This is a genomic window from Cellulosimicrobium arenosum (assembly GCF_014837295.1).
GTDB lineage: Bacteria > Actinomycetota > Actinomycetes > Actinomycetales > Cellulomonadaceae > Cellulosimicrobium > Cellulosimicrobium arenosum.
Window position 1 is genome coordinate 33,319 of sequence record NZ_JACYHB010000004.1, and the last position, 21,010, is coordinate 54,328.

Annotated in this window: 15 protein-coding genes; 10 read left to right on the plus strand and 5 right to left on the minus strand. The window is 72.0% G+C overall.

The window, feature by feature from the left end:
- The first annotated feature begins 68 nt into the window (after positions 1-68).
- From IF651_RS06360 to IF651_RS06385, 6 genes are all read left to right on the plus strand, one after another.
- Positions 69-515: a MarR family winged helix-turn-helix transcriptional regulator gene (locus IF651_RS06360; RefSeq protein WP_191828272.1), complete on the plus strand. Its 447-nt coding sequence runs from the start codon at positions 69-71 to the stop codon at positions 513-515.
- Between the two features lie 154 nt (positions 516-669).
- Positions 670-1,209: a diaminobutyrate acetyltransferase gene (gene ectA, locus IF651_RS06365; RefSeq protein WP_191828273.1), complete on the plus strand. Its 540-nt coding sequence runs from the start codon at positions 670-672 to the stop codon at positions 1,207-1,209.
- Positions 1,210-1,333: 124 nt separating this feature from the next.
- Positions 1,334-2,632: a diaminobutyrate--2-oxoglutarate transaminase gene (gene ectB / locus IF651_RS06370; protein ID WP_191828274.1), complete on the plus strand. Its 1,299-nt coding sequence runs from the start codon at positions 1,334-1,336 to the stop codon at positions 2,630-2,632.
- Positions 2,633-2,714: 82 nt separating this feature from the next.
- Positions 2,715-3,122, plus strand: coding sequence for an ectoine synthase (locus tag IF651_RS06375; RefSeq protein ID WP_191828275.1), 408 nt, complete (start codon positions 2,715-2,717; stop codon positions 3,120-3,122).
- A gap of 169 nt (positions 3,123-3,291) precedes the next feature.
- Complete coding sequence (locus tag IF651_RS06380) at positions 3,292-3,927, plus strand: GyrI-like domain-containing protein (RefSeq protein WP_191828276.1); 636 nt, start codon at positions 3,292-3,294, stop codon at positions 3,925-3,927.
- A 53-nt stretch (positions 3,928-3,980) separates the two neighbouring features.
- Positions 3,981-4,970 (plus strand): SDR family NAD(P)-dependent oxidoreductase, encoded by a 990-nt coding sequence (locus tag IF651_RS06385; protein WP_191828277.1) that lies wholly within the window; start codon positions 3,981-3,983, stop codon positions 4,968-4,970.
- Positions 4,971-5,139: 169 nt separating this feature from the next.
- Here the strand turns inward: IF651_RS06385 and IF651_RS06390 are convergent, their stop codons facing one another.
- From IF651_RS06390 to IF651_RS06410, 5 genes are all read right to left on the minus strand, one after another.
- Positions 5,140-9,138, minus strand: a complete 3,999-nt coding sequence (locus IF651_RS06390; protein WP_191828278.1) for a discoidin domain-containing protein — start codon at positions 9,136-9,138, stop codon at positions 5,140-5,142.
- A 214-nt stretch (positions 9,139-9,352) separates the two neighbouring features.
- On the minus strand, positions 9,353-13,063 hold the full coding sequence (locus IF651_RS06395) for a glycoside hydrolase family 97 N-terminal domain-containing protein (protein WP_191828279.1): 3,711 nt from the start codon (positions 13,061-13,063) through the stop codon (positions 9,353-9,355).
- A 91-nt stretch (positions 13,064-13,154) separates the two neighbouring features.
- The gene (locus IF651_RS06400; protein WP_191828280.1) at positions 13,155-14,063 is read right to left on the minus strand and encodes a carbohydrate ABC transporter permease; all 909 of its coding nucleotides are present in this window, start codon (positions 14,061-14,063) and stop codon (positions 13,155-13,157) included.
- Positions 14,060-14,962, minus strand: coding sequence for a carbohydrate ABC transporter permease (locus tag IF651_RS06405; protein WP_191828469.1), 903 nt, complete (start codon positions 14,960-14,962; stop codon positions 14,060-14,062). Before IF651_RS06405 ends, IF651_RS06400 begins: the two co-directional genes overlap by 4 nt.
- A gap of 118 nt (positions 14,963-15,080) precedes the next feature.
- On the minus strand, positions 15,081-16,373 hold the full coding sequence (locus tag IF651_RS06410) for an ABC transporter substrate-binding protein (RefSeq protein ID WP_191828281.1): 1,293 nt from the start codon (positions 16,371-16,373) through the stop codon (positions 15,081-15,083).
- Positions 16,374-16,734: 361 nt separating this feature from the next.
- On the opposite strand from IF651_RS06410, the gene IF651_RS06415 reads away from it, so the two are divergent.
- The 4 genes from IF651_RS06415 to IF651_RS06430 are packed head-to-tail and all read left to right on the plus strand — an operon-like array spanning position 16,735 to position 21,009.
- The gene (locus IF651_RS06415) at positions 16,735-17,856 is read left to right on the plus strand and encodes an ROK family transcriptional regulator (protein WP_338403806.1); all 1,122 of its coding nucleotides are present in this window, start codon (positions 16,735-16,737) and stop codon (positions 17,854-17,856) included.
- Positions 17,853-18,977, plus strand: coding sequence for a substrate-binding domain-containing protein (locus IF651_RS06420; RefSeq protein WP_191828283.1), 1,125 nt, complete (start codon positions 17,853-17,855; stop codon positions 18,975-18,977). Before IF651_RS06415 ends, IF651_RS06420 begins: the two co-directional genes overlap by 4 nt.
- The gene (locus tag IF651_RS06425) at positions 18,974-19,801 is read left to right on the plus strand and encodes an ATP-binding cassette domain-containing protein (protein ID WP_191828284.1); all 828 of its coding nucleotides are present in this window, start codon (positions 18,974-18,976) and stop codon (positions 19,799-19,801) included. Before IF651_RS06420 ends, IF651_RS06425 begins: the two co-directional genes overlap by 4 nt.
- Complete coding sequence (locus IF651_RS06430) at positions 19,798-21,009, plus strand: sugar ABC transporter permease (protein WP_191828285.1); 1,212 nt, start codon at positions 19,798-19,800, stop codon at positions 21,007-21,009. Before IF651_RS06425 ends, IF651_RS06430 begins: the two co-directional genes overlap by 4 nt.
- Position 21,010 lies beyond the last annotated feature (1 nt).

Sequence of the window (21,010 nt, forward strand, 5' to 3'; positions counted from 1 at the left end):
CACCATCCTCGACTATCGTTGGGAGAGCCAACGATAGTGGATCGTTGGTCAGACCAACAAGGAGCACGATGGACGGCACGACGTCCCCTGCCGGTCCGCTCGACCACCTGCCGAGCTGGCTGCTGAGCCGCGCGGCCGCGCGGTCGCACCGCGTGCTCCAGCGCCATCTGCGCGCCGCCGGGTCGACCGGCTACGAGTACCGCGTCGTCGCGGCGCTCGCCGCCCACGGCGTGCAGAGCCAGGCCGACGTCGGGCGGGCCGTCGCGCTCGACCGGCGCGACGTCACGCACACCGTCCGCGCCCTCGAGGAGCGCGGCCTCGTGCAGCGGGCCCAGGACGCGACCGACGCGCGACTCGTCCGCGTCGGGCTCACCCCCGCCGGGCGGCAGGAGTGGACCCGCCTCGAGCAGGTGATGCAGGACGTGCAGGACGAGCTGCTGGCTCCGCTGGACCCTGCGGAGGCCCGTGTTCTCACCGAGCTGGTCGGTCGCCTGGACGACTGCGTCTCACCATGAGAGATGCACGTCCCGATCGTGACCCAATCGACACCTGGGTCCGATATTCCGCAGGATCGTGCCGATCCTGGTGTCGCCAGGAGGGCCGTTCCACCATGACTGGGTCATGGTCAGGTGGGAATCTCCGCGCGATGTGCCTATGGTCGACGACGGTATGGACACGACGAACGCCGCGCCCTCAGCCCCTACGACCCCTCCAGCGCCCGACCGGCGGGACCGGATCACGGTCCGCCGACCGACGGCGTCAGACGGCGCTGCCATGTGGCGCGTCGCTCGCGACTCCGGTGAGCTGGACCTGAACTCGTCCTATGCGTACCTGATCCTCGCACAGCACTTCGCGGACACGTGCCGCGTCGCGCTCGACGGGGACGAGGTCGTCGGTTTCGTCACGGGCTACCTCCTGCCCGACGACGTGGCACACCTGTTCGTGTGGCAGGTCGCCGTCGACGCGTCGGTGCGGGGCCAGGGTGTCGCCGGCCGACTGCTCGACGACCTCGTCGACTCGGCACCCGAGATCACGACCGTCAAGACCACCGTCGCGGAGGACAACGTGTCCTCGCGCCGGCTGTTCGTCCGCTGGGCCGCCAAGCGCGGCGCGACCATCACGTCGCAGCCGCTGTTCACGGCGGACCAGTTCCCGGACTCCCACGTCGACGAGCCGATGCTCGTCATCGACGGAGTTCGTCCATCCTGACCTTCCCGGGTCGTGGCCGACGGCCTCGTTCCCGGACCTTGGCTGCGCTGGTCCAGCGCGCGGGTGACGTCGCAGCCTCCGAATCGAATCGCGCCCGTGCGCACCATCTGAAGGAGTGTCCTTCGTGACAGCCTCGACCGTTCCCACCGACGCGCCCAGTACCGCGGACGACCCGACCGGCTTCTCCGCGCTCGAATCCGGGGTGCGCAGCTACTCGCGCGCGTGGCCCGTCGTGTTCGACCGTGCCGTCGGGTCCTCGGTCTTCGCCGAGGACGGCACCGAGTACCTCGACTTCTTCGCCGGCGCGGGCTCGCTGAACTACGGCCACAACAACCCGCGCCTGAAGAAGGTGCTCATCGACTATCTCGCGGACGACCGCATGGTGCACACGCTGGACATGTTCACCAGCGCGCGCCGCGAGTTCCTCGAGACGTTCCACTCGACGATCCTCGAGCCGCGCGGCCTCGACCACAAGGTCGTCTTCCCCGGCCCCGGTGGCGCGAACGCCGTCGAGGCCGCCCTCAAGCTCGCACGCAAGGTGACCGGGCGCGAGTCCGTCATCAACTTCACCAACGCGTTCCACGGCATGACGCTCGGTGCGTTGTCCGTGACGGGCAACTCGATGAAGCGCGGCGGCGCCGGCATCCCGCTCGTGCACGCGACGCCCATGCCGTACGACGACTACTTCAACGGCGACGTGGACGACTTCGTCTACCTCGAGCGCCTGCTCGGCGACGGCGGCAGCGGCCTCAACGAGCCGGCTGCGGTGATCGTCGAGTCGGTCCAGGGCGAGGGTGGCATCAACGCGGCACGCGCCGAGTGGCTGCGCGGCCTCGCGGACCTGTGCAAGCGCCACGGCATCCTGCTGATCCTGGACGACATCCAGATGGGCTGCGGCCGCACCGGTGGCTTCTTCAGCTTCGAGGAGGCCGGGATCGTCCCCGACATCATCTGCCTCTCCAAGTCGATCTCCGGCTACGGCCTGCCGCTCGCCCTCACCCTCGTGCGCCCCGAGCTCGACATCTGGGAGCCCGGCGAGCACAACGGCACCTTCCGCGGGTTCGCCCCGGCGTTCGCCACCGCGGCGGAGGCCATCCGCACCTACTGGTCGGACGACACGTTCGAGCTGGAGACCCTGGCCAAGGGTGCGCTCATCGAGTCGCACTTCAACTCGCTGGTGGTCAAGTACCCCGAGCTGAACCTGGTCAACAAGGGCCGTGGCCTCGCCCGCGGGCTGGAGATGCCCGACGGCGAGCTGGCCGGCAAGGTCGCGAAGGAGGCGTTCGCGCGCCACCTGCTCATGGAGACCTCCGGCCCCGACAACGAGGTCGTCAAGCTGCTCCCGCCGCTGACGATCACCGAGGCCGAGCTGCGCCGCGGCCTCGCGATCATCGACGAGTCGCTCGCCGCCGCTCTCGCCTGACTCCCCTTCCGTCGCGGCGCGCCGGGTCCTACCGACCCGGTGCGCGCGCGGATCCCGGCACGACCCGACCCTGGAGGTTTCCTTGCTCGTACGCACCCTGGACGAGATCACCGACACCGACGCCGACGTCAAGAGCGAGAACTGGCGCAGCAAGCGCATCATCCTCGCGAAGGAGGGCGTCGGCTTCTCCGTCCACGAGACCACGCTCTACGCCGGCACCGAGAGCTTCTTCTGGTACGCGAACCACGTCGAGGCCGTGTTCATCACCTCGGGCGAGGGCGAGATCGAGGACCTGGCCACCGGCGAGGTGCACCAGCTCGCTCCCGGCTCGCTCTACCTGCTGAACGACCACGACAAGCACAAGGTGCGCCCGCGCACCGACATCACGTGCGTGTGCGTGTTCAACCCGCCGGTCACCGGCCGCGAGGTCCACGACGAGAACGGTGTGTACCCGCTCATCACGGAGGAGCCGGCGCCCGCGACGGTCTGAGGCGCCTCTCCCACCGAACCCGTGGTCAAGGACCGTTCAGCGTGCTGAACCGATCCTTGACCACGGGTTCGGCGTTGCCCGAGGGTGTGGCACACAACCGACGACGCTCACGCCCTGCCCGGTGGTGATCGGGCGGCAACACGGGGTTCGGCCGTCGTAAGGTCGGGGCATGGCAGCCGACGCCACGGAGAAGGTCGACCTCAAGGTGCTGCACCGCGAGCTCTACGCGCCGCCCCGCGGCCGTTTCGTCGAGGTCGACGTCCCCGAGCTCACCTACCTCGCCGTCGACGGCGAGGGCGACCCGAACAGCGCGACGTCGTACCGCGAGGCGGTCGAGACACTGTTCGGCCTGTCCTACGCGGTGAAGTTCGCGAGCAGGAAGCGGCTCGGGCGGGACCACGTCGTCGGGCCGCTCGAGGGGCTGTGGACGGCCGAGGACCCGCGCTCGTTCGTGCGCCGCGAGAAGGGCGCGTGGCGCTGGACGCTTCTCGTGCTGCAGCCCGACTGGGTCGGTGCGAACCTCGTCGACGAGGTGACGGCGTCGGTCCGCGCGACGAAGGACCTGCCGGCGCTCGACCTCGTCGAGCGGCGCACGCTCACCGAGGGACGCTCGGTCCAGACCCTGCACGTGGGCTCCTACGACGACGAGGCGCCCGTCCTCGCCGAGCTGCACGACGTCTACCTCCCGGCACACGACCTGACCTTCGCCGGACCGCACCACGAGGTGTACCTGAGCGACGTCCGGCGCACCGCACCCGAGCGGCTGCGGACCATCCTGCGCCAGCCGGTGCGCGCCGCGGGGTAGCGTCGCACCCGGCCGTCCCGCACGACGGCCGTCCCGACGAGGAGGAGACCTGCATGCGCACGACGACGCCGGACGGCTGGGACCCGCGGCGACCGCCGAGCCAGCAGGGCCGTGTGGTCGCCGTGACGGGGGCGAGCTCGGGCATCGGGTTCTGGGCGGCCGAGCAGCTTGCCGGCGCCGGCGCACGTGTGCTGCTCGTGTGCCGCGACCGTCGGCGGGCCGACCGAGCGCTGGCCGCGCTGCGCGAGCGCGTCCCGGGCGCGGACGTCGACGCCCCGGTGCTCGTCGACGTGGCGGACCTCGACGCGGTCCGCGAGGGCGCCGACCAGCTCGCCGCTCTGGACCGCCTCGATGCGCTCGTCAGCAACGCCGGCCTCGTCGACGTCGCGGGTCGCAGCGTCGTCGGGCCGGACGGGCACGACCGGGCGATCGCGACCAACGTGCTCGGCCCCTTCCTGCTCACCCGGCTCCTGCTGCCGGCGCTCGCCCGCTCGGGCACGGTGGCGCGACCGTCGCGCGTCGCGGCCATGGGGTCGATGTCCGCGCGGCTCGTGCGTGTGCGCCGCGACGACCTCGGGCTCGCGCGTGGGGCGTCCGCGTGGCACGCCTACGGGCAGTCGAAGGCGCTCGTGCAGGTGCTGGCCTTCGAGCTGCAGCGCCGCCTCGACGCGGCGGGGGAGGCGCGCGTGCTGTCGACCGTCGCGCACCCGGGCTACGCGATCAGCGCGATGGACCCGCCCGTCCCGGGCATCGTCCCGGAGGGGCGCACGCTCGTGAACCGAGCCGAGACGCTGTTCGCGCAGTCGAAGGAGCAGGGTGCGTGGCCCCTCGTCCGCGCAGTCACGGACCCTGGCGCGCGCGGCGGAGAGTTCTACGGCCCGCGCAGCCCGGTGCGCGGTGTCCCGACGCCGCACGGCGGTCTGGGCCGGACCCCGCGCGGGCTGTCGAGCCCCGCCCCGCAGACGCTCGCCGCCGGGCTCGGGCGCAGCGCGTGGGAGTGGGCGAGCGACGTCGTCGGGCTCGCTTCCACCGACGTCGTGTAGCGGGCCGTGCCGAGCGGTGGGAGGTCGGCCGTCGGCCCCACTCCGTCGCCGAACCCCGGGTCGTGGCCCCCGCCGGGGGGGGGCCCGGGGGCCCCCCCGGGGGCGGCCCCCGATCCGGTGTCGGAACGGGGCACGACCCGGGGTTCGGCGGGTGTGGCAGCCGGGCGGGTCAGCCGCAGGTGGGCTGGTCGTACTCCGGCGAGGCGACGGTCTCGCGCTCGTCCGTGGTGTCGGACGGGCGTGCCGTGACGGTGGCCGCGCCTGCCGGTGCGTCGGCCGCACGGACCGCGAACGACTGGTAGGCGTTCTTGCCGGGTCCGACGTGCGTGAACGTCCGCGAACCGAACGGCGTGGCGACCTCGATGTCGAGGGCCGCGTCGTCGTCGTTGACCACGCGCACGGCGACGTACGGCTTCCCGGCCAGGCAGCGCACCTCGGCCGTCGCGGTCACCGCGACCGGCGCGGGGAGGTCCGGGTCGCTCGCTCCCGGCGCCAGCACGCGCAGCGCCGCGAGACCGGGGTCGCCGTCGGCCCACGACGTGGTGAGCGCGACGTACCGTGCCGTCCGGTCGACGGCGAGCGAGCCGCGGGCCGCCTGACCTGCGGAGCCTCCCGCGATCGTGCCGACGTCCGTGAACGTCAGCCCGTCGTCGCTCACCGACACGACGGCGTCAGGGGCAGCGGGACCGTCCCAGGTCGTGACGACGTCCCCGATCTCGCGGGGCGCGCCGAGGTCGGTGACCATCCGCCCGTCCGTCCCGGGGACCCAGGCCGTGGCCGGGTCACCGTCGACGGCCAGCGACGGCGACGTCATGCCCTCCGGCAGCACCGAGGCGGGGAACGTGAGCGTGCTCAGCGCGTGGTCGGCGACCGGGAACGGTGTCGCGTCCGGGAACCGCACGGTCGTGCCCGACGCCGAGACCTGGGTCTCGCGGGCCTCGCCCGTCTCGCTGTTGCGCACCTCCACCGACGCGGAACCGCGCTCGACCGAGAGGCGCACCGTCCGCGCGTCGGGCACGGTCGCCGTCACGCCGCCGGTCACGCCGTCCGGCGCGCCGTGCCCGGCGGACAGCGTGGCCCGCGGCGCCAGGACGACGGCCGAGCCCGCGGGCACGGTGACCTCGACGGACGACGTGTCCGCGCCGACGACCTGCGTCCCGGCGTAGAGCGCCACATCGGAGCCCTCGTGGGGGACCGAGACGGTGGTCGTCACGTCCGACCCCGAGAGGTTGAAGGCCGTGAGGTAGCCGTCGAGCGCGCTCACGAGCACGTCGTCGGCGTCCGCCGTCGGCACGGGCCGCACGGCCTGCTCGGCCGTGGCCGCCGCGTCTCCGGGCATCATCTCGACCAGGCGCGGACCCGTGTACCCGTCGGCCAGGCGCACCACGTGGCGCTGCTCGGTCGCCTTGGAGACGCTCACGGTGCCGTGGTCTTCGCTCGTTCCCCGCACCACGAACCCGGCCTCGCCCTCGACGTTCAGCCAGGAGCCGTCGTCGTCGCGCAGGACTTCGTCACCGGTGTAGCGGAAGCTCGCGGCGTCGTACCACGTCTCGCCGTCGAGCGACGTCTGGACCCGGTACTCCTGGCCCGCCGCGGACTCCCAGCCGAGCTGGACCTGCGAGACGTCCACGGCGCTGCCGAGGTCGACCTGGACCCAGGAGTCGGCCCGTGTGCGGTCGGCGCGGGAGACGGCCCAGCGCGTGCTGGCGGAGCCGTCGGTCACGGCGCTCACAGGATTCCCGCCGTCGGCGCTCGACGCGGTGGCCGGACGACCGGCGGCGACGTCGGTGCCGCTGGGCGAGAACGCGCGCAGGTGGTACAGCGAGTAGCCGTACTCGGGGTTGCCGCGCACGCCCTGCATGCGGACGTAACGGGTCGTGACCGGAGCGGGGGAGTCCGCGCCCTCGGGGGTGAGGTCCACGGTGTCGAGCCGCGCGACGTTCACGTCGGCAGGTGCCTTGCCGTAGGCGGTCGCGGTGGTCCACGTCTCGCCGTCGGTCGAGGTCTGCACGAGGTAGCGCAGCCCCGCGCTCGCCTCCCACGCGAGCCGGACGCCGCTCACCGTGGTCTCGTCGCCGAGGTCGACCTGGACCCAGGAGTCGGGCCGCGTGCGCTCGGAGACGGCGACCGCCCAGCGGGTCGACGCGTTGCCGTCCGTGACGCGTGCGGCCGTGCGGCCGTTGGCGCTGTCCTGGCTCGAGGCGGTGGCGGGCCGGCCGGCCGCGAGGTCGGCGTCCGAGCCGTCGGCGTACGCGTGGAACGCGTGCATCGAGTAGCCGTACTGCGCGTTGCCCTGCTGGCCCTGCATCCGCACGTACCGCGCCGTGACGGGGGCGAACGACAGGTCGTCCACGCGCGCAGCCTTCGCGTCCGCCGGGTCGGCCGGTCGCGTGACGGGCAGCGTCGCGGTGGTCTCGCCCTCGGCGGTCGTGTACGTGCGAGAGCCGTCGAGCCCGGAGTAGCCGTCCATGTCGAGGTTGCGCACGGACAGGCTCGCGTCGTCGGGCCCGGCGCCGCTCGAAGCGTAGAGCGCGGAGCCGGTCGGGAGGGTGACCTGTCCCGCGTAGCCGTCACCGATGCGGAACATCGACGACGTGCCCTCGAAGCCGTCGCGCGGGGTGGTGTACGTCGAGACGTTCCGCTCGGCGACGGTCGCGCCCGTGCTGGGGTACAGGTAGGGGGTCGACCCCGAGACGTGGAACAGCCACGAGTCGTGGCCGGGGACCCACGGGAACTTGACGAAGCCCTTCTTGCTGGACGCCGCGGCCCAGGCCGTCTCCGACTGCTGCACGGTCAGGCCGGGGCCCTCGCCGAAGTCGCGCACGCCGGCGAGCCCGGCGAAGAACTCGTCGTCCGGCGTGGGCTCGACCGGCCCCTGCGCGGACTCCGCCGCCTCGACGTGCAGCAGGTAGGAGATCGCGATCTCGGCCCGCGCCTCGGGCTCGTACTTGGGCTCGCCCGAGAACTTGGTGAGCCGGTACTGCGGCGCGTAGTTCTGGTAGTCCTCGAGCGCCGCGGCCAGGCCGGCCTCCGCGCGGACGGCGTCGGGCTCGCGCAGGACCTGGCCGAGGTAGGCCATGGGCAGCACGTCGCGCCCGTAGAGGAACTCGCGGTCGTTCACCATCGGCATGAACGGCTCGCCCTGGTCCGACATGACGAGCTTGATGGACTCCCAGAGCTCGGCGGAGTTGGGCTGGTGCGTGAGGATCTCGGGGACCGGCTGGTCGTTGAGGACGAACTGGATCGCGTTGCGTCCGCCCGAGCGCCAGATGTCCGACTGGTAGTGCGGGCCGAACGAGCCGTGGTTCTCCACGAGGTACGTGTCGTAGATGGTCTGCATCGTGTTGCTCGACACGGGCTTGCCGCCGACGACGGCCGGGTTGTTCGCGTCCGCGGTCGGCTGGCCGGCCGCGTTGCGGGCCCAGTCGTCCAGCTGGTCCGCCCAGCGTCCGGCGTCGGGGTCGTCCGGCGCCCACGCGAGGCCCGGCGCGAGCGCCTGGGTGTAGACACCCGCCTCCTCCTGCGCCGTGTCGCCGACGTGCTTGCCGGTCGGCCAGTCCGCGGTCCAGCTCCCGGACATCGGGTCCTTGCCGAAGTCGAGGTCGGCCGTGTAGCGCGACTGGCCCGTCGCGATGGTCGTGAGGTTCTCGCGCGTCGTCGCGTCGAGCTCGTCCCACATCAGGCGTCCGGCGTCGAGGAAGTACGACTGGAACGTCGAGTCCCAGAAGAGCTGCTTGCCCCAGGTGCCGGCGGGGTCGACGAACCTGTTCGTCGCGGCGTAGCGCGTGATCGTCGCGATGGTCTGCTCGCGCAGCACGTCCTCGGACACGCCTGCGAGCTCGGCGTCGTACTCGCCGTGCGTCAGCAGGACCGCGTTGCCGAGGACCACCGCGAAGTTCATGTCCTTCGCCTGATAGACGCCGGCGCCCTCGTCCCAGACGGTCTCGACCCAGCGCGTGTGCCGCAGCAGCGCTTCGTAGTAGTCGGCGGCGATCTCGTCGGGCGCGCCGTGCTCGGCGGCCGTCGCGACGGTCGTCCCGATGCCCGACGGCGCGGGCTCGGCCTGCGCGCTCGTGCTCGGGACCAGCAGTGCCGCGGTCGCGACGAACGCGGCGGTCGTGGTGAGCGAGGCGCCCCGTCGTCCGCTGCGGTGCTTCGGAGTCGGCATCGACATCCCTCTCGTGGGGCCACCGTCGCTGGTGGCGGGTCGTCCTCGGGTGGCAGTCACGGCGAGCGTAGATATGACAGCGGTGTCTATTAGAACAGACGAACTCGATCCGAGGCTAGCCGGTCGGCGGGTGAAGGCTCGTCACGTGCCGAACCCCGGGTCGCGCCCCGATCCGGTGTCGGAACGGGGTGCAACCCGGGGTTCGGCGGGCGGGTCAGGCGCAGTCGATCGCCGGGACGTCGACCGCGAGCTCCGCGTGGAGCTCCTCGCCACCCAGCGTGCCGTCAGCGACCACCGTCGCGGTCGACGCCTCGACGGCCACCTGCCGGGTCGCGAACGACTGGTAGGCGGACGCACCCGGCGCGACGGCGTCGACCGTGCGCGACCCCACCGACGTCTGCAACGACAGCGACAGGTCGACGGGCGCGTCCTCCGCGTTCAGCGCGCGCAGCGCCACGTAGGCCTTGCCGGCCAGGCAGCGCGGCTGCGCCTCGACCGAGACCGCCGCGGCGTCGTCCACGGACGCGACGAGCACGCCCCGCGACGGGACGAGCCGCACGTGGTCGACGTTCACGTTGCCCGTGTCGCCTGCCGCGTACAGCAGGCCGACCGTACCCGCGTCGTCGTCGAACGTGACGCGCGCCGACGGCGAGTAGTCCCAGCGCCGCCACCGGTCGGCGTCCTGGCCGAGGTTCGGGAACGCCTGCGGACCGACGCTCTCGCCGTCGACCGTGAGCGAGAGCTGACGGTCGAGCGGCGCGACGACCATGCCGTTCGCGTAGCGGAACGACACGTCGTAGGTCGTCCCCGCCGCCACGTCGGCGTCCACGTGGAACGCGGCGCCGAGCTTCGACAGGGTGCGCACGAACCCGGTCCCGGTGTAGCCCGGGTGCTCCTTCGTCGTGATCGCTCCGCCCGACAGCGTGCCGTTCTCCGCCTCCAGGACGAGGTCGACGCGCTGCGCCTCGACCGTCGCGGTGAGCGCGGCGACCGCGTCGCCGTCCGCCGCGTCGAGGGCGTCCACCGCACGACCGAGCGTGCGGTCCACGGCCTCGTCGTCGCCCCGGACCGCTGCCCGGAGCGCTGCGGCGAGCGGCTCGCGGACCTGCGTCGCCGATGCGGGGTCGATCCCGCCGTCCGTCTCTGCCGCACTCAGGTCCGACAGGACCTCCGGCAGCCCGACGGCGTCCCCGAGCCACGGTGAGACCGTGTCCTCGAGCGCGGCGAGGGTCGCGGCGTCGACGTCGGACGGGCCGCGCGTGACGGCGACGGTGCGGATGCTCTGCGCCGCCTGCTCCGTCGCCGCGAGGTCGCCGTCCGCCGCCGCGGACACGAGCGCGTCCGCACGGTCGCGCAGGACCCGCGCCGTCGCGGACGACAGCGCGCCGTCCGCCTGCGCGTCCTCGAGCAGCGCCGTCAGCGCGGCGCCGTCCGGGAACGGCAGGAGCGCGACGTCGACGGGCTCGCCGGCGTCCGCGTCGCCCGCCACGAGAGCGAGCGACGAGGACGCGACGTACGGGACGTCGTCGGCGGCGAGCGTGTAGACGAGGTCGCGCGAACCGCCGCCGGCGATGCGCGCGGCCGGGACGTCCGCGGGCTCGCCGTCGAGCACGAGCCGCACGTCCGCGACCGACGTGCCGGCGTTGTGCGCCTCGAGAGTCACCGTGACGGTGCGCGTCACCGGGTCGTACGACGCCGCCGGTGCACCGACGGCCTCGACGCTCGGGCGCGTGTACGGCGCGAGCGTCGCGACGTCGTCGTCCGTCGCCGCGCGCAGCCGCACGGCCTGCCCGCCCGCACCGACGAGCGACGCGCTCAGCACGTCGTCGGAGGTGACGAGGGAGCGCGTGACCTCGACCGAGGTCGGGTTGCCCTTCCAGCTCGCGTCGTACGCGTCGGCCCAGACCTCCGCGACGTACGTGACGTCGTCGTCCAGCATGTCGAGCGGGACGTCGATCGTGCGGTCGTTCTCGTCCGTGACGACGCCGACGTACCAGTCGTCGCCGCTGCGGCGTGCCGTCGTCACGTGGTCACCGATCTCCGCGTCCACGTGCGACTCGTCCCACGTGGCCGGCATGTCCTTCAGGTACTCGAAGGCCTCGGGGTGCTTCGCGTAGTTCTCCGGGGTGTCCGCGAGCATCTGCAGCGGGCTGTAGAACGTCGTGTACAGCGCGAGCTGCGTCGTGGTCGTGGTCTGCACGCGCGTGCCCAGGTTGGCCGGGTCCCACAGCACGTCGAGCACGCCCGGCGTGTAGTCCGCCGGACCGCCGATCCAGCGCGTGAACGGCAGGATCGTGGCCTGCTCCGGCGGGTTGCCGCCCGAGCCCATGTAGTTCTGCTGCTCCATGCCCGCGACGCCCTCGCCCGTCATCATGTTCGGGTAGGTGCGCTCCTTGCCGGTGGGCTTGATCGCCTCGTGCGCGTTGATCGAGATCTTGTGCCGTGCCGCGGCGTCGATGACACGCTGGAAGTGCTTGACCGCCTCCTGGTCGAAGGTGCTGCGGTTCACGCCGCCGAGCTCGAACCGGGTCGCGTAGCCCGTCTTGATCGCGTGGACGCCCCACTCCTCGTACTGGCTGAAGATCTCCTCCATGTGCGTGTCGTAGTAGTCGACGTACCCGCGCGTCTCGTTGTGGGCGATGAACCCGACGCCCTTCGACTCCGCGTAGTCCAGCACCTCGTCGATGTCGACGTCGGCCTGCGGGGTGACGAAGTCCTGGTTGGTCCAGGACCCGCCCGCGTTGGTGTTCCAGCCCTCGGCGAGCACGTACTTCGCTCCCGCGTCGGCCGCGAGGTCGACGTAGTCCTTGATGCGCTGGGTCGTCGCACCGTGCCTGGGACCGGAGTTCCAGGTCGTGTCACGACGCTGCAGCTCCCACCACACGCCCGTGTACGTGGCGGGATCGATCCAGTCCGTCGTGTCGTCGACACCGTCGCCGTCGGAGTCGACGTCGCAGATCGCGCACGGGTCGTTGAGGTTCTGGATCAGGTGCGACTCGGCGAGGTCGCCTGCCTCGCGGCCGACCTGCACGGTCCGCCACGGCGTCGCGAAGTCGTCCGCGGTCGCGTCCAGGACCGCCTTGGTCCCGTCCGGCAAGGAGTTCAGCTCGCTCACGAACGTGCCGGGCTCCCCGCTGACGCGCTTGAGGCTCATGCTCGCGTAGTCCGTGAGGTCCGCCTCGTGCACCGCGAGGAACAGGTCCCCGCCGCGCGAGAACGTGATCGGGGTCTGGGCGGTCGCGACGACGCCGATCGGCGCGGTCTTGTAGTGCTTCTCGTCCGCGCGCCAGTCCTTGCCGGCCTCGAGGTAGTACGCCGTGAGGTCGTCGGGGAGCGCGAACTCGGTGCTCTCCTGCGTCACGACGAACGGCCCGTCGAGCGCGGGCTGCTGCGGGAAGACGTAGCGGAAGCCGACGCCGTCGTCGAAGACGCGCGCGACGACGTCGATCTCGAGACCGGACTCGTGGCGCGCGTGCACCGTGAGCTCGTTCGCGTGGTTGCGCACGGACGACTCGGTCCCCCACGCGGGCGTCCAGGTCTCGTCGACCTCGTCGCGCTCGACCGACTCGATCGTCATGCCCGACGTGAGGTCGACGTCCGGGTCGCGCAGGACGAGGCCCAGCCCGGACGCGCCGACGACGGTCGTGGTGCCGTCCCGGACGACGTCGTAGGTGAGCCGCCCGTCGACGACCCCGAGCGTCAGGTCCAGGCTGCCGTCCGGCGAGACGACGTCCTCCCCGTCGACCTGCGGCGCGGCGGTCTCCGCCGCGCCCGGTGCCGCGGGGACGGCGAGCGCCGGGGCGACTCCGCCGACCGGGGCCAGGAGGGCGAGGGCCAGCCCGACGCCGAGGAGACGTCGCGCGGGGACGCGCCCCGCCGTCGTCGGGTCGTGAGTGGCGGAGGGGAGGCGGGTGCTGCGTCTCATGCGTGAGTCTCCTTCGACGTCGTCGTCGGTGTGAGCGGGCGGCAGGGCCCCGGCCTGGCCGGGGCCCTGCCGCCAGGGGTGGTCGGGGTGGTCAGCCCTTGACCGAGCCGGACATCAGTCCACCGACGAAGTACTTGCCGAGGATGATGTACACGACCAGGGTCGGCAGGGACGCGAACAGCGCCCCCGCCATCGACACGCCATAGTTCTGCAGCAGCGCGCCGTTGGCCAGGTTGTTGAGGGCGACGGTGACCGGGCCGTTGCCGCTGGAGGAGAAGAACACCGCGAACAGGAAGTCGTTCCACGCGTTCGTGAACTGCCAGATGAGGACGACCACGAAGCTCGGGATCGAGATCGGCAGCACGACCGACCAGTACGTCCGCAGCATCCCGGCGCCGTCGACCCGCGCCGCCTCGATGAGCTCGTGCGGCAGCGTCAGGTAGTAGTTGCGGAAGATGAGCGTGGTGATCGGGATGCCGTAGACCACGTGCAGCAGGATCAGGGTCGGGATGCCGCTGGGAACGCCCAGGTCGAGGACCAGCTGGGTCAGCGGGATCATCACGGCCTGGTACGGGATGAACATCCCGAACAGGATGAGCGTGAAGACGAGGTTCGCGCCCTTGAACGTCCAGCGCGCGAGCACGAAGCCGTTGAGCGAGCCGAGCATCGCAGAGATGGCCGCCGCGGGGATGACCATCTGGAGCGAGCGCAGGATCGCGGGGGACAGGCTGGTCCACGCGGTCTGCCAGTTGTCCAGGGTCCAGGTCTGCGGGAGCGACCACGCGCGGCTGGGTGCGGCGTCGCCGGCCCCCTTGAAGCTCGTCACGAACAGCACGTAGACCGGGATCATCACGATCACGACGAACAGCAGCAGGCCCAGGTAGCGCACGGAGCGCGCGACGCCGAAGCGTTCCTTGCCGCCGTCGGGCCGCAGCTCGACGGGGCGGCCGCTGGTGCCGGTCGGCGCGCCTGCGGCCGGCTCGGTGGTGGCGGTCGTCATCGCTTCTCCTGACGGTTGGTGCGGATCAGGTACGGCACGATGACGAGCGCGACGATGATCAGCAGGATCGAGCCGACGGCCGCGGCGTTCGCGTAGTCGAAGCTCGACTTGAACACGTACATGTCGACCGCCGGGACCTTGGTCTGGTAGTTCGCGGGCTTCGAGATCGACATGATGAGGTCGAACGCCTTGAGCGACATGTGACCGATGATGATGAGGGCCGAGAGCGCGATCGGCGACAGCTGCGGGAAGAGCACGTGGCGGTACAGCTTCCACTCGCTCGCCCCGTCCATCCGGGCGGCCTCGCGCAGCTCCTCGGGGATGCCGCGGAACCCGGCGAGGAACAGGGCCATCACGTACCCGGAGAGCTGCCAGATCGCGGGGATCGAGATCGCGATGATCCCGAACGTGACGTTGTTCCACCAGTTGTTCTGGAGGAAGTCGAGGCCGACGATCTGGAACAGCCGGTTCAGCCCGCTCGCGTTCTCGCCCTGGTTCGAGTTGAGCAGCCAGCGCCACACGACTCCCGAGGCCACGAAGGACACGGCCATCGGGAAGAGGTAGATGGACCGGAAGATCCCCTCGCCCTTGATCGGCTTGTCGAGCATCCACGCCCACGCGAAGCCCATGATCATCGTCCCCGCGAGGAACACGACGGTGTAGAGGACGAGGTTCGTCAGGGAGTGCTGGAACGCCTCGGTACCGAGCAGGTCGGTGTAGTTCTGGAACCACACCAGGAGCGAGGGCTCGCGCCCGGTCGCCTGGGCGGCGGTGTGGTTGTCGGTGACCGAGGTCTGGAAGTTGGCCCCGATGAGTCCGTAGACGAAGACGCCGACGAGGATCAGCGAGGGCGCGAGCATGAGCAGCGGCGGCCCGGCCCGGCGCAGTGACTTGAGCATGGTGAGGTACTTCCCGGTGGGGAGGTCGCGGTCGCGCGACACAGATGGAGGGTGTCCGACGCCGGACCGGGCCGTGCGCCGCCGGGAGTCTCCCGACGGCGCACGGCCGGTCAGCGGGTCAGCCCTGGGCGGCCGTGGCGAGCTCGGACTGGTAGGTCGCGAGGTCGGACGCGCCGGTCGTGAACTTGCTCGTCGCGTCGGAGATCGCGTTGAGCGTCGCCACCGGGGCGGCGGCACCGTGCGCCAGCGACGAGACGATCGTGTCGCTGGTGAACGACTCCATCGCGGTCTGCTGGTACTCGGAGAAGTCGCCGGGCTCGGCGTCGGTACGGGCGGGGATGGAGCCCTTGGCCTTGTTGAACGCGACCTGGCCGTCGAGCGAGCCGACGGTCTCGAGCCACGCCTTGGCGCCGTCGGGGTGCGGGGCGCCCACGGGGAGCGTGAACGAGTCGGCGAGGAAGTCGAAGACGCCGTCCGTGCCCGGGACCGGGAAGGCGACGAAGTCGGTGCCGAGCTCCTTGTTCTGCTCCTCGAACGCGGCCACGGCCCAGTCGCCCATGACGTTGTACGCGGCGGTGCCGTCGATGACCATCTGGGTCGCCTCGGGCCAGTCGAGCCCGTCACGGTCGGTGTTGGTGTAGCTCATCAGCTTCTCGAAGTCCTCGAGAGCCGACGTCACCTCGGCACCGTTCCAGTCGGTCGAGCCGTCCCACAGGCCGGAGTAGGCCTCGGGGCCGAGGTCGGCGATGAGCACCGTCTCGAGCAGGTTGACCTGGGTCCACGTGGTCGCGACCGAGAGGGGCGTGACGCCCGCGTCCTGCAGCGTGTCGAGGTCGGCCATCCATGCGTCGAGGTCGGCGTACTCGGCGTTCGGGTCGATCCCGTTGTCCTCGAGCACCTGCGTGTTCGCCCACACGACGTTCGCGCGGTGGATGTTCGACGGGATCGAGTAGATCGCGCCGTCCTCGGACGTGAGGCGGTCCATGAGGTCGGCGGGGAACGCGTCCGTGAGGCCGAACTCGTCGTACAGGTCCGAGACGTCCTCGATCTGCGCGGCGTCGATGTAGTCCTGGAGCTCGGCACCCGCGTGCGCCTGGAACGTGTCCGGCGGGTCCTGCGCCTGCAGGCGCGTCTGGAGGAGGTCCTTCGCGGCGGAGCCGGCGCCGCCGGCGACCGCGCCGTTCACGAACTCGGTGTCGGGGTGCTGCTCGTTGAACACGCCCACGAGCGCGTCCAGCCCGGCCTTCTCGGAACCTGCGGCCCACCAGGTGAAGACCTCCACCTCGCCGCCGCCGCCGGCGTCGCCGCCGCCACCGTTGTCGTCGTCGGAGCCGCCCGAGCATGCAGCCAGAGCGATTCCCACGAGGGCGGCACCAGCCACCGTCGCGCTCGTCCTGCGAGTGAGTCGCATCGTCTTTTCCCTACGTCCTTCGTCGGTCGTCAGGGGCCGGGGCGCTGCACCGTCACCAGCTTCACGCCCGGCCGGGCGCATCGGTGCGCCCTCGAACCCGACCCCCATACAAGGGTCTTTCGGGCGTTGGTGTCAAGAAGTGAACGCAAGCGTCGTCGAATTGTGATCTTCACATCACGTCATGGACACAACCACCGTGAGCACCGCGCTGCGCGCGCCGAGTGATACCGCTGTCTTCCTGCGACCCGCGGCCCCCGCACCGCCGTCTGCTCCCGGCAACGCTATCGTGGCGGCTGTGCGCGCTGACCGGGTGACCCCGGGCTCGCAGACTTCACTACGTGAGGCCAACCGAGCCCGGATCGTGAGCGCCGTCCAGCAGCGTGGCTCCCTCACGCAGATCGAGCTGGCCGGCGTGACCGGGCTGTCGCCTGCGACGGTGTCGAACATCGTCAAGGAGCTCAGCACCGCGGGCGTCCTGCACACGTCGCCGTCGACACGCAGCGGGCGCCGCGCGCTCCTGGTCACCCTCGCCCGCAACCTCGGTCTCGTCGCGGGCGTCCACTTCGGCACCCGTTCCCTGCGCGTCGCGCTCGCCGACGCGTCCATGCGCGTCGTGGCGGACCAACGCATGCCGCTCGCCCCCGACCACCGCGCCGACACCGGGCTCCAGCGGGCCGCGCTCCTGGTCTCCGAGCTCGTCGCCTCGGTGGACGCCGGCCCGGAGGAGCTGCTCGCGGTCGGTGTCGGCGTCCCGGCCCCCGTGGACGTGCGCACCGGCCGCATCGCGACCGTCGGCATGCTGCGCGGCTGGGACGGCGTGGTGGTGCCGGAGATCCTCGAGGCCGAGCTCGGCGCTCCCGTGACCGTGGACAACGACGCCAACCTCGGCGCCCTCGCCGAGACGCGCTTCGGCGCCGCCGTCGGGCACGAGGCCGTCGCCTACCTGCGCGTGTCGCACGGCGTCGGCGGCGGTCTGGTGCTGGGTGGGCGGCTGGTGCACGGGCGAGCAGGGGTCGCGGGCGAGATCGGGCACGTCACGATCGACGAGAACGGACCCATCTGCCGTTGCGGCAACCGCGGCTGCCTCGAGATGTTCGTCGGCGCCAACGTCCTGCTCGGGATGCTCTCGGAGAGCCGGGGGCACCTCACCCTGCGCGACGTCATCGCCCGCGCCCGTGAGGGCGACCCGGGCTGCCGGCGCGTCCTGTTCGACGCCGGTCAGCACCTCGGCGTCGCGGCGGCCAACCTGTGCAACCTCGTCGACCCCGAGATCGTCGTCGTCGGCGGGCAGCTCGCCGAGGCCGGCGAGACGTTGTTCGACCCGCTGCGCACGGTGCTGCAGCAGCGCACCGTGCCGAGCATCGCCGGCCCCGTCCAGGTCGTCGCGTCCGAGCTCGGCTCGGCCGCGGAGGTCCGGGGGGCCCTCGCCGTCGCGCTCGACAGCGTCCGCGTCGGCGGCGCGCTGGGGGTGGTGGGCGCATGACGCACCGATGGGCACGACGCGGGCGCAGGCTGCGCGCGACGACGGCGGCCGTCGTCGCCGCCGTCGCGGTCGCGCTCGGAGGCTGCGCCGTCGACGCCCCGGGCGGCGACGCGCCCACGGGCCCCTCCGAGGGGACCATCGGCCTCCTCCTGCCGGAGGCGAAGTCCGCACGCTACGAGACCACCGACCGGCCCACGTTCGAGTCCGTCGTGGAGCGCCGCTGCCCGACGTGCCACATGCTCTACGCCAACGCGGGGCAGGACGCGGCCGACCAGCAGCTCCAGGCCGAGTCCATGCTCGCCCGCGGCGCCGACGTCCTCGTGCTCGACGCCGTCGACGCGATCGCCGCCACGAGCATCGTCGCCGAGGCCCAGCGGCTCGGCGTCCCGGTCGTCGCCTACGACAGGTTCGTCGAGGGCGCGGACTACTACGTCTCGTTCGACAACGAGCTGATCGGCTACCTCATGGGGGAGTCGCTGGTCGGTGCGGTCCTCGAGCGGGCCGCCGCGCACCCGGACGCAGGGGGGCGGCGACCCGGCGTGCTGCTCGTCAACGGCGCGGCCACCGACCCGAACGCGGCCGAGTTCGCGGCCGGTGTCCATCGCGCACTCGACGGAGAGGAGATCGACGTGCTCGCGGAGTACGAGACCCCCGACTGGAGCCCTGACAAGGCGACCGACTGGGTCGAGGGCCAGCTCATCCAGTACTCCGGCCGCGTGGACGGCGTGTTCGCCGCGAACGACGGCATCGCAGGTGGTGCCATCGCCGCGATGAAGGCGGCCGGGCTGGACCCGGTGCCGCCGACGACCGGTCAGGACGGCGAGCTCGCGGCGGTCCAGCGCGTCGTCTCGGGCGACCAGTACATGACCGTCTACAAGGCGACCGCGCAGCAGGCACGCACCGCGGCGGAGCTGGCGGTGCGTATCCTGCGGGGCGAGGACCCGCGCGCGACCGCGACGATCGGCGGCGTGCCGACGCTCCTGCTCGCTCCGCGCGCCGTCGGCGTCGACGACGTGCAACGGGTGATCGTGGAGGGCGGGGTGTACACGACCGAGGAGATCTGCACGCGCTACTACGTCGACGCGTGCGTCGAGGCCGGGCTGCTGGAGGAGGTGCCATGAGCGAGCACGACGACGCCCCGAGCGTCCCGGACGGGCCCGTGCTGTCGTTGCGCGGTGTGTCCAAGAGCTTCGGCGGCGTGCGCGCGCTCGTCGACGTCGACCTCGAGGTCCACGAGCGCGAGGTGCTCGCGGTCGTCGGGGACAACGGCGCCGGCAAGTCGACCCTCGCGGGGCTGCTCTCGGGGGTGTACCGGCCGGACGAGGGCCAGGTGCTGCTCGACGGCGCTCCCGTCGTCCTCGGCTCGCCTGCGGCCGCCCGCGCGCACGGCATCGCCGCGGTCTTCCAGGACCTCGCGCTCGTCGACGACCTCGACGTGGTCGAGAACATCTTCCTGGCCCGCGAGCCGCAGCGCGGTCCGTTCCTGGACGAGATCACGATGGAGCGCGAGGCCTGGGGGCTGCTCGACCAGCTCGCCGCGTCCGTCCCCTCGGTCCGGCAGGCGGTGCGCACGCTGTCCGGCGGGCAGCGGCAGGTCGTGGCCGTGGCCCGTGCGCTGCTGGGTTCACCGCGCGTGCTCGTGCTCGACGAGCCGACGTCCTCCCTCGCGATCCGCCAGACCGCCGAGGTCCTCAACCTCATCGAGAAGCTGCGCGAGCGCGGTCATGCCGTCGTGCTCGTGAGCCACCAGGCGGGCGAGCTGCAGGCCGTGGCGGACCGGATCGTCGTCCTGCGCCTCGGGCGCGTGCACGGCATCGTCGACGGCGACACCTCGTACGAGGACCTGCTCGCGGCCATGACCGGGGCGGTCCGGCCGGGCCGCGCACCGCGTGGCGGCGGACCCGGCACCGGGTCGCCGCGCACCGAGGGTGGTGTCCTGCGATGAGCGTTCCCGGACGGACGAGCGGGCTCTCGGGCGTCTCGACGTCGGCCTCGTTCTCCGGCGCCGTGGTCGCGCGGGTGCGCGGCGCCCACCTCGGGATGCTGCCCATCGTGGTGGCGCTCGTGCTCATCTGGGCGGTGCTCGGGGCGATCAACCCGGCGTTCCTGTCGGCCGAGAACCTCGTCAACCTGACGCTGCAGAGCGTCCCGACGGGGATCATCGCGCTCGGCGTCGTCCTGGTCCTCCTCGTGGGTCAGATCGACCTGTCCGTCGGCTCGGTCAGCGGGCTCGCCGCCGCGGTCCTGGCGGTGGGGACCGTCACGCTCGGCTGGCCCGTCGGGCTCGCCGTCGTCGCCGTCCTGGTGATCGGCGCCCTGGTCGGGTTCGCGTACGGCGTGCTGTCGACGCGCCTGGGGCTGCCGTCGTTCGTCTTCACCCTCGCCGGCCTCCTGGTCCTCGCGGGCGTCCAGCTGCGCGTGCTCGGTCCGGACGGGTCGATCAACCTGCCGTTCGAGTCGTGGCTGGTGCGCACGGTCCAGCAGGGGTTCCTGTCGCCCGCCGCCGCGTGGGCCGTCGTCGTGGTAGCCGTCGTGGTGTACGCGGGCACCCGGGTCGTCGACCACGTCCGTCGCGTACGGTCCGAGCTTCCCAGCCCCGGTCTGGCGCGGATCGCGGTGCACACCGCCGTCCTGGCGGCCGTACTCTCCGTGACCGTCGCCTACCTGGGTACCGCACGCGGCGTCGGGTACACGGTGGCGCTGTTCGTCGTCCTGGTCGTGGTCGTCGACGTCCTGCTGCGCCGGACCCGCTGGGGACGCTCGGTCCGGGCCGTCGGCGGGAACCGGCGCTCGGCCCTGCTCGCGGGGGTCCCCGTCCGCAGCGTCGTCGTCTCGTGCTTCGTCGCGTGCTCGACGTTCGCCGCGCTCGGCGGCGTCCTCGCGGCGGGCCGGCTGGCGGCCGCCAACCAGGGGACGGGGGGCGCGGACACCTACCTCCTGGCCATCGCCGCGGCGGTGATCGGCGGGACCAGCCTGTTCGGCGGGCGGGGCAGCGCGTGGTCCGCGTTGGTCGGCGTGCTGGTCATCCAGTCCATCGCGAACGGCCTGACGATGCTGAATCTCGATCTCGCCACGCGATACATCGTCACCGGAGGGGTGCTCTTGCTCGCTATCGTCGTGGACATGATGATCCGTGGACGTCGAGAGGTCTGAG

What these genes read in the sequence shown, in the direction of transcription:
- IF651_RS06360 (WP_191828272.1), top strand. Translation starts at nt 69, where the DNA reads ATGGACGGCACGACGTCCCCTGCCGGTCCGCTCGACCACCTGCCGAGC.
- ectA (WP_191828273.1), top strand. Translation starts at nt 670, where the DNA reads ATGGACACGACGAACGCCGCGCCCTCAGCCCCTACGACCCCTCCAGCG.
- IF651_RS06380 (WP_191828276.1), top strand. Translation starts at nt 3,292, where the DNA reads ATGGCAGCCGACGCCACGGAGAAGGTCGACCTCAAGGTGCTGCACCGC.
- IF651_RS06385 (WP_191828277.1), top strand. Translation starts at nt 3,981, where the DNA reads ATGCGCACGACGACGCCGGACGGCTGGGACCCGCGGCGACCGCCGAGC.
- IF651_RS06390 (WP_191828278.1), bottom strand. Translation starts at nt 9,138, where the DNA reads ATGCCGACTCCGAAGCACCGCAGCGGACGACGGGGCGCCTCGCTCACC.
- IF651_RS06395 (WP_191828279.1), bottom strand. Translation starts at nt 13,063, where the DNA reads ATGAGACGCAGCACCCGCCTCCCCTCCGCCACTCACGACCCGACGACG.
- IF651_RS06400 (WP_191828280.1), bottom strand. Translation starts at nt 14,063, where the DNA reads ATGACGACCGCCACCACCGAGCCGGCCGCAGGCGCGCCGACCGGCACC.
- IF651_RS06405 (WP_191828469.1), bottom strand. Translation starts at nt 14,962, where the DNA reads ATGCTCAAGTCACTGCGCCGGGCCGGGCCGCCGCTGCTCATGCTCGCG.
- IF651_RS06410 (WP_191828281.1), bottom strand. Translation starts at nt 16,373, where the DNA reads ATGCGACTCACTCGCAGGACGAGCGCGACGGTGGCTGGTGCCGCCCTC.
- IF651_RS06420 (WP_191828283.1), top strand. Translation starts at nt 17,853, where the DNA reads ATGACGCACCGATGGGCACGACGCGGGCGCAGGCTGCGCGCGACGACG.
- IF651_RS06425 (WP_191828284.1), top strand. Translation starts at nt 18,974, where the DNA reads ATGAGCGAGCACGACGACGCCCCGAGCGTCCCGGACGGGCCCGTGCTG.
- IF651_RS06430 (WP_191828285.1), top strand. Translation starts at nt 19,798, where the DNA reads ATGAGCGTTCCCGGACGGACGAGCGGGCTCTCGGGCGTCTCGACGTCG.